Raw genomic sequence first — 13,107 nt, 5'->3', positions numbered from 1 at the left:
CAGCGCGAATTACTAGATACATGAGCGATACAAACCAGATGCAGGACGAATGGGCAGAGATGGTCGAACAGATGAACGACGCCGTCGCCGACTCGATGGAACAGAACATGAAGGCCCAGGCGGCCTTCGTCGAGTCGTGGGCCGACGCCGTCGAGGACTCCATCCCGGAGGAGAACGAGCTCTCCGAAGGGCTGCAGGGGTACAACGCAGCCTACGAGGAGTGGATCGACGCGGCCGAGCAGATGGTCGAACGCTCGACCGAGGCCGCACAGGGCGAGGACGTCGACCCCGCGGAGTTCCGCGACATCTGGCTCCAGTCGGCCAACGAGGCGTTCAAGCACGTGATGGGTACGTCGGCGTTCGCCGCGGCCAACGGCCAGCTCGTCGAGTCGATGATGGAGATGCAACAGGAAGCCGACGAGCTCAACCAGGACGCCATCGCCCAGATGGGGTTCCCGACCCGCGACGACATGGACGAGGTCGCAGAGCGCCTCGTCGAGGTCGAGCGCCGCCAGCACGCCGTCGAGGAGAAGCTCGACCGGGTCCTCGAACACCTCGAGGAGTGAGCCATGTCGAGTAACCCATTCAACCCGTTCAAGGCCGCGCTCGACTGGCAGACCAAGACGCTGGAATCCATGTCCGAGGCCGCCGAGACGAGCCAGGTCGCCGACGAGCGGCTCGAACTGATGGAGTCCGTCGAGGTCGGCGAGACCCCATCGGAGGTCGTCTACGAGGAGAACAAGCTCGAACTCCTCCACTACGACGCCGAGGCCGCCGGCATCGAGGTCGACGAGGACGAGAAGGAAGCCGTGCCCATCCTCATCGTCTACGCGCTCATCAACCGGCCGTACATCCTCGACCTGCAGAAAGAGCGCTCCGTGGTGCGCCGACTGCTCGAGGCCGGCCACGACGTCTATCTCATCGACTGGAACGAGCCATCGCGGCTCGACCAGCACCTCACGCTCGACGACTATGTCAACCGCTACATGGACAACTGCGTCGACGTGGTCCGGGAGCGCTCCGGCCAGGACGCCATCAACATCCTCGGGTACTGCATGGGCGGGACGATGTCGGTGATGTACACCGCACTCCACAAGGAGAAGGTCAACACGCTCGGCCTGATGGCCGCCGGCCTCTGCTTCGACCAGACCGGCGGTGTGCTCGAAGAGTGGGGCTCCGACGAGTACTACGACCCCCAGGACGTGGTCGACACGTTCGGCAACGTCCCCGCAGATATGCTCGACATCGGCTTCGCGCTGATGGACCCCGTCGACAACTACGTCTCGAAGTACATCCGTCTCGCGGAGAACTTAGAGAACGAGTCGTTCGTCGAGAACTTCGGCCGGATGGAGAAGTGGCTCGGTGACGGCATCGACGTCGCCGGCGACGCCTACGTCCAGTTCCTCGAGGACGTCTATCAGGACAACAAGCTCTACAAGAACGAGCTGGAACTCGACGGCAAGCACGTCGACCTCGAGAACATCGACATGCCCGTCCTCCAGCTCATGGGCGAGTACGACCACCTCATCCCGCCGGAGGCCTCGAAGCCGTTCACCGACGTCATCCCGAGCGAGGACACGAAGACCATCGAGTTCTCGACGGGCCACATCGGCCTCTCGGTGTCCTCCTCGACGCACGCGGACCTCTGGCCAGAGGTGGCCGAGTGGTACAGCGACCGCAACCCGTCCGACGAGGTCGACATCGAGGTCGAGTCCCCCGGCGAGACGGCCGCGGAGGCCGTCGAAGAGGTCGCCGAGGACGTCGTCGACGCGACCGAAGACGCCGTCGAGACCGAGGAGTTCGGCGCCGAGGCCGGCGCCGACGTCGAGACCGTCTCCGGCATCGGGCCGACCTACGCCGACCGCCTGCGCGCCGCCGGCGTCGAGACCGTCGGCGACCTCGCGGGGTACGACGCGGCCGAACTCGCGGACATCGCCGAGACGACCGAGTCCCGCGCACGGGACTGGCTCGACCAGCTCTAGCCCGGCGATACCTTTTCGCACTGGCCGCCGAAACGTCGCTATGCGCGTCTCCGTCATCGGCGGATCGAAGGTGACAGACGAACAGTACCGGCAGGCACGGACCGTCGGGCGGTTGCTCGGCGAGCGGGACCACGAGGTCGTCTGTGGCGGCCTGACCGGCGTCATGGAAGCGGTGTGCAAGGGCGCCAGCGAGACCGGCGGCCACACCATCGGCATCCTCCCGGGCGAGCACCGGGCGGCGGCCAACGACTACGTCGATACCGTCATCGCCACCGGGATGGGCAACGCCCGCAACGTCCTCGTCGTCATGAACGGCGCAGGGGTCGTCGCCGTCGACGGCGGCACCGGGACGCTCTCCGAGCTGGGTCATGCGCTCGACATGGGGCGGCCGGTCGCCGGCATAGGGACACACTCGGTCGCGGGCGTCGACGGCGTCGAACACGTCGAGACGGCCGCCGACGCGGTCGATTACGTCGAGACGGCAGTGTAGCGCCACAGCGCCGCGGCCAGCGCGAGGAAGGTGACTCCGACCGCGCGGACCCGGCGACGGGCTCCCGACGTCGGGCGGAACTCGACGGCCAACAGTCGGGCGTACCCGACGCGGGCGGTCCGCAGGAGGACGCCGGGAACCGCGAGATGGGCGAGGCCGACGAGGGCGGTGACGACCACGGCGAGGCGGCGCTCACGTTCGCTGAACTCCATAGCGGTGAGAAGGGGCGCCGCGCGCAAAAGTGGACCCCCGGGAGTGGAATCGCGTGCCACAGCGGCCCGCCGTCGGCGCCGAGGCTACCCCAAGGCGGCCGCGGATGCGCCACGGGCAGCGAGCGACCGAGCCCTCACTCGAACCAGTCGACGAAGCTCCCGTCGAGGAGCGTCTCCTTCTGCCGGTGGATGTAGGTGGACTGCATCCCCCAGATGGCCTCCGGTAGCGGGACGTGTTCCTCGACGCGCCGGCGGACGTAGTCGTGTTTCCAGCGGGCCGGCGTGAGTCGACGGTCGACCCGTTCGCGGAGCGGGCGGATGTACCCGTGGGCCTCCTCGGCGGAGAGGCCGCGCTGTTCGAGCCCCTCGCGGGCGTGTTCGAACAGTTCGCCGTACAGCTCGTCGGTCGAGGTGGTCGTCGCGCCGTCCGCCGTTATCCACTCGATGTCGGCCCGCAGCCCCTCGCGAGTGGCCGCGTAGAAGTTCTCCTTGGCCGTCGCCCAGTCCAGCGACTGGATGGGGTGTTCGAGTCGCGGCAGACTCTCCATCAGGCCCGCGAACAGTGCCTCGAAGGCGATGGCGTCGTCGACGGTCGGTTGGGCCGGCAGCGGCCGGAACTCGATGCGGGCGTTGGCCGCCGAGCGGGTCGCCCCCTCGAACACCGGACGGATCCACCGCCAGTACGAGCCGTGTTTGTGTCGGAGGTGGACGAACGCGTCGTCGAAGCGGGTGCCGGACTGGACGTCCATCGGGACGATGGTGTCGTCGGCGACGATGTCGTCGATGGCGTCCTCGACGGTGTCGAAGTCCGGCGGGAAACACACCTTCGGTGGCGTCGGGTCGTCCTCGGGCGGGTTGAGGACGGACTCGAAGACGCCGATGCGGTGCTCCATGTGGGCGTCCTCGAGTATCTCCTCGGCCGGCGCGTCGTCGTAGAGGTCCGGGGGAAGAACGGAGCGTTGACCCCCAGCGCGAGTACGGGCGCGGCGACGCGCAGGGCGTAGCTGAAGTACTCCGGGAGGTCCGGCGCGTGGGGGATCTGGTAGTGCGGTTGGATGGAGGTGATGAGCGCCTCGGGCATCACCGTCTCTGCCTGGAGGGAGACGTGTGGAGCGTCGAGTTCGAACGCCGAGGGGTAGTCGGTGTTGGCCATCGTGTGGTACCGCACCGCGTCGGACATGTTGGTCCCGATGCGAACGCCGTCCTCGGAGACGGCGTCACAGAGGTAGCTCTCGGCCGTCTCGCCGTTCGGCGGCACCGTCCACATCCCGTCGGAGACGAGCCGGATCCCCTCGGTCCCGAGTCGCTGCTGGGCCGGCATCAGCGACGCCTTCAGTTCGTCGCGCTGGGCCGCCAGTCCGTGGGAGTTCAGTGGCTGCGGGCTGGTCTGCATCTCCGCGTTGTGGAGTCCGAGCTCCTTCTCGAACCCGATGAGCTCGAGCAACTGCCGGGGGACCCGCCGGAGGGCGTCGGTCTGGTCGTCGACGGCGTACAGCTCCAGCTCCATTCCGACGATGGCCTCCGTGTTGTCGAACGTCCCCGACCGGACCTCGTCTTTGAGCTGTTCGGCCTCCTCGCGTGCGTTCGCGTGGAACGCCTCGGGGTCCACGTCGAGCGCCCGCGCGACCGCCGCAGCCAGTTCCGATGCCGACATGGACGCGGGTTCACGTCCGGACGTGTTAAGTGTGGTCCAGTCGCCGCGAGTGCGGTACGTCGACCGGTTCGACGCCGCTCACAGCAGCTCGTCGACGTCGCTGTGGGTCTCCGCCAGCGGGTCCCCGTCGGGCATCGACAGCGCCCCCTCGACGGCGTCCCGGGCCGCCGGAAGCGGGTCGTGGCTCTCGACGTAGGCCGCCAGCGCGAAGGTTCGCTCGCCGACGCCGGCCAGCGTCCGGGCGTCGCCGCGGGCGAGGTCCCCCGAGAGCCAGTCCCGGACGATATCGCGGCCCCGCGGTCCGAGCGGCGACACCTGCTCGCCGAGTCGGTGGAGCGTCTTCGCCGCGGTCACCGGCGGGACGCCCGCCGCGTGCCCGCAGTCGTCGACGGCGTCGCCGGCGGCGTACGACTCGACCACCGTCGCCGCCGCCTCGGCCGAGCACGGCAACGCCTCTGCGAACGGCCCCAACCGCTCGGCCAGTGGCGCGTCGGTGTCGTCGACGGCCGCCACCCCGCAGTCGCGTTGCCGCTCGGTCACCTCGATGCCGGCGGCAATGTCTGCCAACCCCATTGGTATCGCTATCTGCGCGTCGAAATTTAAACGTGGTGACTCCGTCGCGGTCGACGCCCGCAGCCGTACGGTACGTACTGGTGACCGGTCGGTAGTTGCGTCCGAAACCGACCGCAGACGGGCGTATCCATCGGTTTTTTAACCCGCCATCCGGCCGTAGGTCGAACTACGATGAGCACGACTACGACGGGGTGCCCCGAGTGCGACGGCGCGCTCCAACAGGACGGCACGGAGACGGTGTGTGACCGCTGCGGACTGGTCGTCGGCGAGGACGCCATCGACCGGGGGCCCGAGTGGCGCAGCTTCGCGGACGACGACACCCAGCGGGCCCGGACCGGGGCGCCGCTGACCCGGTCGCGCCACGACCGCGGCCTCTCGACGGACATCGGCCGGTCGACGCGACTCAAGGGGCGGAAGCGCCGGCAGATGGCCCGGCTCCGGCGCCAGCACCGCCGCGCGCAGGTCAGCTCCAAGCGCGAGCGCAACCAGATATACGCGTTCACCGAGATCCGGCGCGTCGTCGGATCGCTCGGCCTCTCCGACGCCATCCGCGACCGGGCCTGTGTCCTCTTCGAGTCGGCACAGAACGAAGACCTACTGCAGGGGCGGTCGCTGGAGGGGTTCGCCGCCGCCGCGGTGTACGCCACCTGCCGCACCGAGGGCGTCGCCCGCACCGTCGAGGAACTGTGTCGCGCGGCCCGCGCCGACCCGGACGAGCTCCGGGCCGCGTACGACGCGCTCAACCGCGACCTCGGGCTACCGACGGGCCCCATCGACCCCCGCGAGTACGTCCCCCGGTTCGCGACGGAGCTGGACCTCTCCGAGGGCGTTCGCAGTCGCGCGGAGGAGTTGGTCGCGGAGGCGCGCGAGCGGAACATCGTCGGCGGGCGCAACCCCGCCGGCGTCGCCGCGGCGTGTCTCTACACGGCGGCACAGGAGCGGGACGTCGCGCTGACACAGGCCGACGCGGCCGAGGTGGGCGACGTGACCCCGGTGACGCTCCGGGGGACCTACACGGAACTACAGTCGTAGACGGCGGCCGCGAGTTCTTCGAAGGCGTCGCAGGCGCGCGAGTCCGGCGCGGTCTGCCGGACTGGCGAGCCGTGGCGCTGGGCCGTCGCCAGCGCGTCGCTGTCGGGTATCGTGACGACCGGCGCGCCGAAGCGGTCGGCGACCGGCCGCGTCGCCGGGGCCGGCCCGGTGCGGTTGAGAACGACGCGGCAGAGGCCGGCGTCCAGTTCGCGGGCGAGTGCCCGGACCCGGAGCGCGTCGGCGATGGCGGCCGTCGACGGCGTCGTCACCACCACCGCCGCGTCGGCGACCGTGAGGGGGAGCCCGACGTCGGCGCGCAGACCCGCCGGCGAGTCCACGACGACCCAGCGGTAGGTCCGGTCCAGCGTCGCCAGCGCGTCGGTCAGTGCCCGCGGGTCGGCGGCCCGCGCTCCCGCGAGGGTCCGCCCGCAGGGCACTGTCGTCACCGGCCCGTCGGCGCGGACCGCCTCGTGGACGGTCGCTCGGCCCGCGAGCACGTCGTGGAGGTCCGGGCCGTGACCGGCCGGCAGGTCCGCCATCGCGAGGTCGCCGTCGACGACGACGCCGTCGAGTTCGGCCGCGAGGTTGTACGCGACCGTCGACTTCCCGACGCCGCCCTTCCCGCCGGTGACGGCCAGGATCATGCGATGCGGGCCAGCGTCTCGACCGGGACGGTGGCGGCGGCACGGCGGTCGGCGAGCGTCTCCGCGCGTCGCGCAAACTCTCTGAGCCGGCGTTCGTCGGCCGACCCGGACGCGGCGAGCGCCCGCACCGCGGCCAGTCCGCCGGCCTCGCGTACCGCCGCCGTCGCCGCCGGGAGCGTGTCGGCGTCGGCCAGCGACTCCGTCACCTCGACCCGGGCAGTCATCGCCTCCAGCCACGGGTCGGCCGTCGACGGCGTCCGACTGGCGGTTCGGCACCTCGGCCTCGCGGTGGTCGACTCGGCCGGAGGGCGACCCGGTCCGGTGGGAGCGTCACGTGGCTCCGCGTCGGTCGTCGCTACACCGGCCGGGACGGCGTCCGCGGGCGGCGATGGGTCGCCGAGGTCGCGGACCACGTCGGTGGCGCTCCCGGCGGGCGTGCAGTCGGCGTCCGGTGCCGGCGTCGTGTCGTCGAGAACCGCCGGCGGGTCGGCCGGGGACGCCGGCGTCGCGTAGCCGAGCGCGTGGTCGCCGGGGCCGACGACGGCTTCGAACCCCGCCTCGGTCCAGCCGGTGACCGGGAGTCCCTCGCGGCGTGGCGGCCACACCGGGCCGTCGAGGCAGTTGCGGACGGTCACCCGAGTCGGCGCGTCGAGGTCCCGCAGGCGGAGCGTGACCAGCGTCACCCCGTCGTGGCGACTGGTCGTGCAGTCGAGCGTAACCATGGCCCGACGTGGCCGCCCGTTCTGGTTTAAACCTCAGCACCGGACGACCGGTGCGTCGAGGGTGTCCGCCGCCGTCGCCGGGTCCGGGAACCGTCCAGTTTCGAGGACGACCGGGGCGGCGGTCCGGGCGACGCGGAGGACGGCCAGCGCCGCCGCCACCGGCGGCGCCTCGAACGGGTCGGAGGGCACCGGTCCGGGGACGGCGTCGAGCGCCGCGGCGTACCGGTCGCGGAGCCGGGCCACGAGCCACTCGCGGGCGTCGCGTCGACGGTTCGCGAGGGCGTCGGCGAGTCGCCGCCGCTCTGCCATCCGGTCCCGGTACGCCCGTGCCAGTTCGCGCCGGCGGCGCCGGCTCTCCTCGGCGGCGACCTGCTCGGTCTCCCGTTCGCTGAGCGTCCGGGTGGCCTCGCGGACCGCCTGCTCGGCGGCGTCAGTGTCGCCGTCGAGGGCCTCCCGGGCGGTCAGGCGACCGCGCTCCGTGGCGGCCCTCTCCCTGAGGTCCGCGAGCGTCGACTCCGGGACGCGGTCCCTGGCGGGCGGCAGCGACGGGGGCGTCGGGTCCAGCGACGCCAGTCGCTCGCGGAGGTCCGCTATCGCGTCGTCGTGGGGCGTCTCGCGGCCGCGGGAGCGGCCGGCGGCGGCGAGGGCCGTCCGGGTCCGAAGCCCCATCTCCGGGTGGACGTGTCCGCAGTGGTCGTACACCGACGGCGGAGCGGTCGGTGCGACGGCGGGGAGACAGCGGTCGCCGCGCACGGCCGCCGCGAGCGTCGCACCGTCGACGCCCTTCCCCCGGAGGTCGACGGCCCGCCCCTCGTAGGTCGTCCCCCGGACGGTGAGCCTCACAGGTCGGTCCCCCGCATCTCCGCCGGGTCCGGCAGGTCCCGCCCCGACGCGAACCGCGCGTACGGCGTCGAGGGGGCCTCCCGGTCCTCGTAGGCGCGTGCCGCCGCCCGGACGTGGTCGGGCGCGTCGGCGGGTTCGAACGGCACGACGCGCTCCAGTTGGACGTCGAGGCCGTGTTTCTCGTGGAGGCGGAGGGCCTGAAACGCGGCGAACTCCGTCCACGGCAGCAGCGCCGCCCGGCCGAACCGCCTGACGACGCAGTCCTCGTGCGCTCGACAGACGTTGCGCAGGTCACGACGAGCGGGGCGGGAGTGGGCCACGACCAGCAGCACTGCCGCATACTTTTTCTATATAGTCTAAAAAATTTATGCTATCGTAGCTCAGAAAACTTTCGCGTCCGAACCGTTCGACCGTCGTCGTCGACCTCGACGACGGTGTCGAACAGCGGCGCCAGTTTGTCGACCGTCTGGCGGTCGTGGGCGGTCGGGTCGAGGTGGACGTGCGCGTCGGCGTCGGCCGCGTCGAGCTGGCCGACGACGGCGTGGAGGAACTCGTACACCGTCTCCACGGGGACGGTCTCGAGCAGCGCCGTCAGCGAGTCGAAACAGAGGACGACGTCGTCGGCCGCCGACAGCGTCTGGCTCAGCGTGATGCCGAGGCAGGTCAGGTCGCTCGGCGTCGCGACGGTGTCGACGTCGATGCCCGCGACCGGCGGGTCGGCCGCCGTCGACGCGTCGCCGACGGCGACGACGGTCAGCGAGGGGGCGTCGGCCGCCTCGACTGCGTGGGGGTAGGCGTCGAGACACGCCGCCGGCGGTCGTGTACACGTCACCACGACGACCGTCGCGTCCGACTCCGCGGCGGCCAGCAGGCCCAGACAGGTCTCGCTCCCGACGTGGCCACGCTCGTCGGAGGCCGGCGCGCGACACAGCAGCGTCGTCCCGGCGTCCGCGAGCGCGTCTGGTAGGTCACACATGGTGGTCTCTCGGGTCGAATCAGTCGACCGCCGATACCGAGAACGTCACCGAGTCCTCGACGAGGTCCGCGACGCGCTCTCGGGCCTCGGGTGCCGAGGCGGCGAGGACGACGAGGCCGTCGGCCGGTCCGTCACCGCTGGCCCGATAGGCCCGCAGTTCGCCCTCGAAATCGGCGGCGTAGGTTCGCAACACGCCGCGGACGTCGGTCTCGAGGTCGGAGAGCGAGCACTCGCCGGCCTCGAAGGCGGCCAGCGCCTCCTCGACGTTCCGCAGGGCTGAGATGCGGTCCATCTACGTCGTCCGGAGGTGGTCGGTGCGCGGTTCGTACACCTCGCCCTTCTGTTTGAGCTTCTCTATCTCGTGTTCGGCCTTCGACTCGTCGATGCCGACCTCCTCGGCGCGTTCGACGACGACGTCGATGGGCGCGCCCTCGTCGTACTCGTCCTCGATGTCGGCGATGATGCCCCGGATGTTCTGGATGCGGTCGCGCTGGCTCTTCGAGGTGCCGGTCTCGACCACGTCGGCGTCGAACTCGCCGGTCTCGGGGTCGACACCGATCTCCTTCAGACAGTAGTGGGCGATGTCGACCGCCCGGTCGGCGTCCGCCTCCTCGACGGTGTCCGAGAGGCGGATGCGGGCGGAGGCCTCGGCCAGACGGACTAGCGCCTCGAGCTTCCGGGCGGTCACCGGCACCGGCGCGTCGTCGTCCTGGCCCTTCAGGCGCAGGTCGACGTAGAAGTCCTCGATGACCGACTTCGCCTCCTCGGTCATCGTCGGGAAGCAGTTGCGCTTCGCGTAGGCGACGTACTTCCGCAGGAGGTCCGGCTCGATGGTCGGGGCCACCTCGTCGGTGACGGTGTCGACCTCCTCCTCGGAGAAGTTCGAGGTCGGGTTCTGCGTGCGGTGGGTGTGGAGTTCCCCCGCGTAGTTCGTCTGGATGATGTGCTCGGCGAGGTTCCGGTCAGACTCCTCGTCGGGCTGGTCCGTGACGGTGAAGATGAGGTCGAACCGGGAGATGAGCGCGGGTTCTAAGTCTATCTGCTCGCCGATGGGTTCGTACTGGTCGAACCGGCCGTACTTCGGGTTCGCCGCGCCCAGCAGCGAACACCGCGATTTGAGCGTGGCGTTGATGCCGGCCTTCGAGACGCTGATGCGTTGCTGTTCGAGGGCCTCGTGCATCGCCGAGCGGTCCTCGGGGCTCATCTTGTCGAGTTCGTCCACCGCGGCGATGCCCTGGTCCGCGAGGACGAGCGCCCCCGCTTCGAGCGTCCACTGCTGGCCGTCGCCGAAGTCGTCGCGGACGGCTGCGGCGGTCAGACCTGCGCTGGAGGAGCCCTTGCCGGAGGTGTACACCGAGCGTGGTGCGATTTCTCGGATGTATGACAACATCTGGCTCTTCCCCGTCCCAGGGTCGCCTATCAGCAACATGTGGAGGTCGCCACGTATCCGAGAGCCGTCAGGAAGGTCCTTGGTCACCCCGGAGAACAGCTGGAGCATCATCGCGAGCTTCTCCTTCTCGTAGCCGTAGATCGAGGGGGCGATGGCGCCGACCATCTGGTCGTAGATGTCGGGTTCGTTGGAGAGTTCGACGATCTCCTTCTTGTCGGCGTCGGTGATCTCCATGTCCTCGAACTGCTCGTCCTCGATGACGATGCTGACCCCGTCCATGTAGATGTCGAACATCGGGGACTTGTCCTGGTCGGAGCCCTGCTGGTCGAGTTTGAGGATGCCCGTCGCGCGGACGTGGTCGCCGGCCGTGACGGTGCCGGTGATGTCGTCCTCGACGTTGATGTCGATGGACTGTGGCGTCTCCCCGCCGCGGAGACCCTCCGGGGACTCCTGGACGCGGATCTTCTGGGCGTCGATGAACTCGGACTGGTCGGTGTTCAGGCGGAACGGGCCCTGTCGCTCACAGCCCTGGCACTCGTGGGGTTCCTGGAAGTCGCCGGCGGCCTGCGGGATGCGGGTGAGGGTGCCACAGCGCTGGCACTCGAAGGCGGCCGTGAGGACCTTCGGGCGGACGTCCGTCGCCTTGCGCACGATGCCCTGCACGGAGATGAGGTTGCCGTGGTGTTCGTGGCGGATGTCCCGGATGTCCTCGGACTCGGGGAGGTTCTGGACGCGGACGTGGGCCTGCCCGAGCGAGACGTCCACCGGGAGGTCGTAGAGACGGAGGGCCTCCTCGGCGTACTCCTGCAGCTGCTCGGGTTTCGTGCGGTAGTCGTCGGCGAGGTCGGGGTCGAACCGGTAGAGGTCCTGCCAGTCGACGTACAGCGACTTCTGGTCGTTCGGGTACTTCTGGGCGAGCTCACCGATCTCGTTGCGGTAGTAGTTGCGGTAGAACTCCTCGAAACGGTCGATGAGTTCGGTGTTCTCGGCGGTCGCCATCTGAGTGCACAGAGGTTACGCCCACTGGCCTAAGAAGGTTCGCAAAGGTTGGTGAAAGTGGTCGGTCCGACGGTCCGTACCCGTGCCGTCGTCCGGTCCGGGCGCGAAACGACGGGGTGGGGTCGGTCACTCGCCGATGCTCCGCAGACCCTCGTAGCACGCCCCGATGGGGTGGTAGCCGGGTTCGACGGCGGGCCCGCCGCCGGTCGGGTAGGCCTCGTCGTCGGCGTCGACCCGCTCGTACCACCCGCCTGTGGGCGCGACCATCGTGTCGAGCGCGTACGCCCAGAAGCGGTCGTACCACTCCCGGTACCAGTCGTCGCCGGTCCGTTCGGCCAGCGCCGCGGCGGCGCCGATACCCTCCGCGACCTCCCAGCTGTACTTGTCGTCGACGACGGGGTCGCCGTCCTCGTCGAGCGTGTAGTAGAACCCACCCGAGTCGTCGTCCCACCCGTCCAGCGCCGTCTCGAACAGCTCGGGCGCGCGCTGGCCGGGCCACCGGGCGTCCAGATGCCGGTCGAGTATCGAGAGGAGCTTCGCCCACTCGACGTGGTGGCCGGGCTGGTACCCCCACGGACGGAACTGGTGGGCCGGCTCGTCGCGGTTGTACTCGAAGTCAGGCGTCCAATCGGTCTCGAAGTGTTCCCAGAGGCGACCGTCGTCGGTCGAGAGGGCGACACAGAGCCGCTTCGCGACGGTGGCGGCCCGGTCGAGGTAGCGCTGCTGGCCGGTGACCTCGTAGGCGACCAGCGCCGCCTCGCAGGCGTGCATGTTGGCGTTCTGCCCGCGGTAGGGGTCCGGGTCGCGCCAGTCGGCGTCCCACCCGCTCCGGTAGAGCCCCTGCTCGGGTTCGAAGAACCGCTCGTCCATGAGTTCCCACGTCTGGTCGAGGTACTTCCCGGCGTTCTGGACGCCGGCGTCGGCCGCGCGAGCGTACGCGAGCACGACGAAGGCGTGTCCGTAGCAGACCCGCCGGGAGTCCGTCGGCGTCGTGCCGTCGAGCAGCCAGTGGTAGCCGCCCCGCTCGGCGTCCCGGAAGTGGTCCTGCAGGAACTCGACGCCGCGCTCGGCGGCCTCGCGCCACTTGACCTCGCCGAGCACCTCGCCGGCCAGCGCGAAGTTGCGGGTGAACCGCGCCGCCGCGACGAGGTGCTTGGTGTCGGGGTCGTACACCTCGCCGGTGTCGGCGTCGAGTTGGGCGACGAACCCGCCGTGGGTCTCGTCGACGCAGGTCGGGTAGTAGAAGTCCAGTACCGCCCGCATCCGGTCCCGGAGCCAGTCGGAGTCGGTGTAGTCGGGCATGTCGGCGAGACGTCCGGGGCCAGCAAGAAGGTTCGGTCGGCGGCCGACGGCGTCGTGGAGCCGCCCTCAGAGGCACTCGACGACGACCTCACTGGGGGTGGGCAGGGCGTCGTGCGTCAGTACGACGTCGCCCCGGACACCGCCGGACCGGCCGCGACGCTCGGGGTGTCAGTCGTAAAGAAGTGGGATCGCCCAGATTTGAACTAGGGGCACGGGCACCCAAGGCCCGAAGGTTACCAAGCTACCCCACGATCCCGTACCTCACCGTGCGCCCGTCACCGAGTAAAG

Annotated in this window: 14 protein-coding genes, 1 tRNA gene and 1 pseudogene; 4 read left to right on the top strand and 12 right to left on the bottom strand. The window is 70.1% G+C overall.

The features are described from left to right. Positions 1-20: 20 nt before the first annotated feature. The 3 genes from ACV7GQ_RS17040 to ACV7GQ_RS17030 are packed head-to-tail and all read left to right on the top strand — an operon-like array spanning position 21 to position 2,472. Positions 21-566: a poly(R)-hydroxyalkanoic acid synthase subunit PhaE gene (locus ACV7GQ_RS17040; RefSeq protein WP_470311395.1), complete on the top strand. Its 546-nt coding sequence runs from the start codon at positions 21-23 to the stop codon at positions 564-566. A 3-nt stretch (positions 567-569) separates the two neighbouring features. Beyond that, complete coding sequence (gene phaC / locus ACV7GQ_RS17035) at positions 570-1,982, top strand: poly(3-hydroxyalkanoate) polymerase subunit PhaC (protein WP_470311394.1); 1,413 nt, start codon at positions 570-572, stop codon at positions 1,980-1,982. A gap of 40 nt (positions 1,983-2,022) precedes the next feature. Next, positions 2,023-2,472, top strand: a complete 450-nt coding sequence (locus ACV7GQ_RS17030; protein ID WP_470311393.1) for a TIGR00725 family protein — start codon at positions 2,023-2,025, stop codon at positions 2,470-2,472. Here the strand turns inward: ACV7GQ_RS17030 and ACV7GQ_RS17025 are convergent. The 3 genes and pseudogenes from ACV7GQ_RS17025 to ACV7GQ_RS17015 all read right to left on the bottom strand — a co-directional run bounded on the left by ACV7GQ_RS17025 (position 2,451) and on the right by ACV7GQ_RS17015 (position 4,911). Further along, positions 2,451-2,684: a hypothetical protein gene (locus ACV7GQ_RS17025; RefSeq protein ID WP_470311392.1), complete on the bottom strand. Its 234-nt coding sequence runs from the start codon at positions 2,682-2,684 to the stop codon at positions 2,451-2,453. The two genes, ACV7GQ_RS17030 and ACV7GQ_RS17025, sit on opposite strands and share 22 nt — an antisense overlap. Before the next feature lie 134 nt (positions 2,685-2,818). Next, a pseudogene (locus tag ACV7GQ_RS17020) lies at positions 2,819-4,338 on the bottom strand (glutamate-cysteine ligase family protein). Positions 4,339-4,416: 78 nt separating this feature from the next. Beyond that, a complete protein-coding gene (locus ACV7GQ_RS17015; RefSeq protein WP_470311391.1) occupies positions 4,417-4,911 on the bottom strand; it encodes a DUF7858 family protein in 495 nt (164 codons plus the stop codon). A 171-nt stretch (positions 4,912-5,082) separates the two neighbouring features. Here ACV7GQ_RS17015 and ACV7GQ_RS17010 point away from each other — a divergent pair, with 171 nt between their 5' ends. Beyond that, positions 5,083-5,943 carry a transcription initiation factor IIB gene (locus ACV7GQ_RS17010; protein WP_470311390.1) on the top strand — a complete coding sequence of 287 codons (861 nt, stop codon included), beginning with the start codon at positions 5,083-5,085 and terminating at the stop codon, positions 5,941-5,943. Here the strand turns inward: ACV7GQ_RS17010 and ACV7GQ_RS17005 are convergent. The 9 genes from ACV7GQ_RS17005 to ACV7GQ_RS16965 form a co-directional block, all read right to left on the bottom strand. Next, positions 5,922-6,587 (bottom strand): MinD/ParA family ATP-binding protein, encoded by a 666-nt coding sequence (locus ACV7GQ_RS17005; protein WP_470311389.1) that lies wholly within the window; start codon positions 6,585-6,587, stop codon positions 5,922-5,924. The genes ACV7GQ_RS17010 and ACV7GQ_RS17005 overlap by 22 nt on opposite strands. Further along, positions 6,584-7,309: a DUF7857 domain-containing protein gene (locus ACV7GQ_RS17000; RefSeq protein ID WP_470311388.1), complete on the bottom strand. Its 726-nt coding sequence runs from the start codon at positions 7,307-7,309 to the stop codon at positions 6,584-6,586. The genes ACV7GQ_RS17005 and ACV7GQ_RS17000 overlap by 4 nt, the downstream gene beginning before the upstream one ends. Positions 7,310-7,342: 33 nt before the next feature. Further along, complete coding sequence (locus ACV7GQ_RS16995; protein ID WP_470311387.1) at positions 7,343-8,152, bottom strand: DUF7856 family protein; 810 nt, start codon at positions 8,150-8,152, stop codon at positions 7,343-7,345. Next, positions 8,149-8,484, bottom strand: a complete 336-nt coding sequence (locus ACV7GQ_RS16990; protein ID WP_470311386.1) for a DUF7855 family protein — start codon at positions 8,482-8,484, stop codon at positions 8,149-8,151. The genes ACV7GQ_RS16995 and ACV7GQ_RS16990 overlap by 4 nt, the downstream gene beginning before the upstream one ends. Positions 8,485-8,522: 38 nt before the next feature. After that, the gene (locus ACV7GQ_RS16985) at positions 8,523-9,128 is read right to left on the bottom strand and encodes a DUF7504 family protein (RefSeq protein ID WP_470311385.1); all 606 of its coding nucleotides are present in this window, start codon (positions 9,126-9,128) and stop codon (positions 8,523-8,525) included. A gap of 19 nt (positions 9,129-9,147) precedes the next feature. Further along, positions 9,148-9,420 (bottom strand): DUF7854 family protein, encoded by a 273-nt coding sequence (locus ACV7GQ_RS16980; protein ID WP_470311384.1) that lies wholly within the window; start codon positions 9,418-9,420, stop codon positions 9,148-9,150. Further along, entirely contained in the window at positions 9,421-11,517 is a 2,097-nt protein-coding gene (locus ACV7GQ_RS16975) for a minichromosome maintenance protein MCM (RefSeq protein ID WP_470311383.1), read from the bottom strand. It lies immediately after the preceding gene. Positions 11,518-11,643: 126 nt separating this feature from the next. Beyond that, complete coding sequence (locus ACV7GQ_RS16970) at positions 11,644-12,819, bottom strand: AGE family epimerase/isomerase (RefSeq protein ID WP_470311382.1); 1,176 nt, start codon at positions 12,817-12,819, stop codon at positions 11,644-11,646. A 183-nt stretch (positions 12,820-13,002) separates the two neighbouring features. Continuing rightward, positions 13,003-13,075 (bottom strand) — tRNA-Pro (locus ACV7GQ_RS16965). Between the last annotated feature and the right edge of the window lie 32 nt (positions 13,076-13,107).

Source organism: Haloarcula sp. MBLA0163 (assembly GCF_055632435.1).
Note: the sequence above shows the minus strand (reverse complement) of the source record. Positions and strands in the feature narration are given on the sequence as shown.

Coding starts and splice junctions, on each gene's coding strand:
- ACV7GQ_RS17010 (WP_470311390.1), top strand. CDS start 5,083: ATGAGCACGACTACGACGGGGTGCCCCGAGTGCGACGGCGCGCTCCAA.
- phaC (WP_470311394.1), top strand. CDS start 570: ATGTCGAGTAACCCATTCAACCCGTTCAAGGCCGCGCTCGACTGGCAG.
- ACV7GQ_RS16970 (WP_470311382.1), bottom strand. CDS start 12,819: ATGCCCGACTACACCGACTCCGACTGGCTCCGGGACCGGATGCGGGCG.
- ACV7GQ_RS17025 (WP_470311392.1), bottom strand. CDS start 2,684: ATGGAGTTCAGCGAACGTGAGCGCCGCCTCGCCGTGGTCGTCACCGCC.
- ACV7GQ_RS16980 (WP_470311384.1), bottom strand. CDS start 9,420: ATGGACCGCATCTCAGCCCTGCGGAACGTCGAGGAGGCGCTGGCCGCC.
- ACV7GQ_RS17040 (WP_470311395.1), top strand. CDS start 21: ATGAGCGATACAAACCAGATGCAGGACGAATGGGCAGAGATGGTCGAA.
- ACV7GQ_RS16975 (WP_470311383.1), bottom strand. CDS start 11,517: ATGGCGACCGCCGAGAACACCGAACTCATCGACCGTTTCGAGGAGTTC.
- ACV7GQ_RS17000 (WP_470311388.1), bottom strand. CDS start 7,309: ATGGTTACGCTCGACTGCACGACCAGTCGCCACGACGGGGTGACGCTG.
- ACV7GQ_RS17005 (WP_470311389.1), bottom strand. CDS start 6,587: ATGATCCTGGCCGTCACCGGCGGGAAGGGCGGCGTCGGGAAGTCGACG.
- ACV7GQ_RS16985 (WP_470311385.1), bottom strand. CDS start 9,128: ATGTGTGACCTACCAGACGCGCTCGCGGACGCCGGGACGACGCTGCTG.
- ACV7GQ_RS17015 (WP_470311391.1), bottom strand. CDS start 4,911: ATGGGGTTGGCAGACATTGCCGCCGGCATCGAGGTGACCGAGCGGCAA.
- ACV7GQ_RS17030 (WP_470311393.1), top strand. CDS start 2,023: ATGCGCGTCTCCGTCATCGGCGGATCGAAGGTGACAGACGAACAGTAC.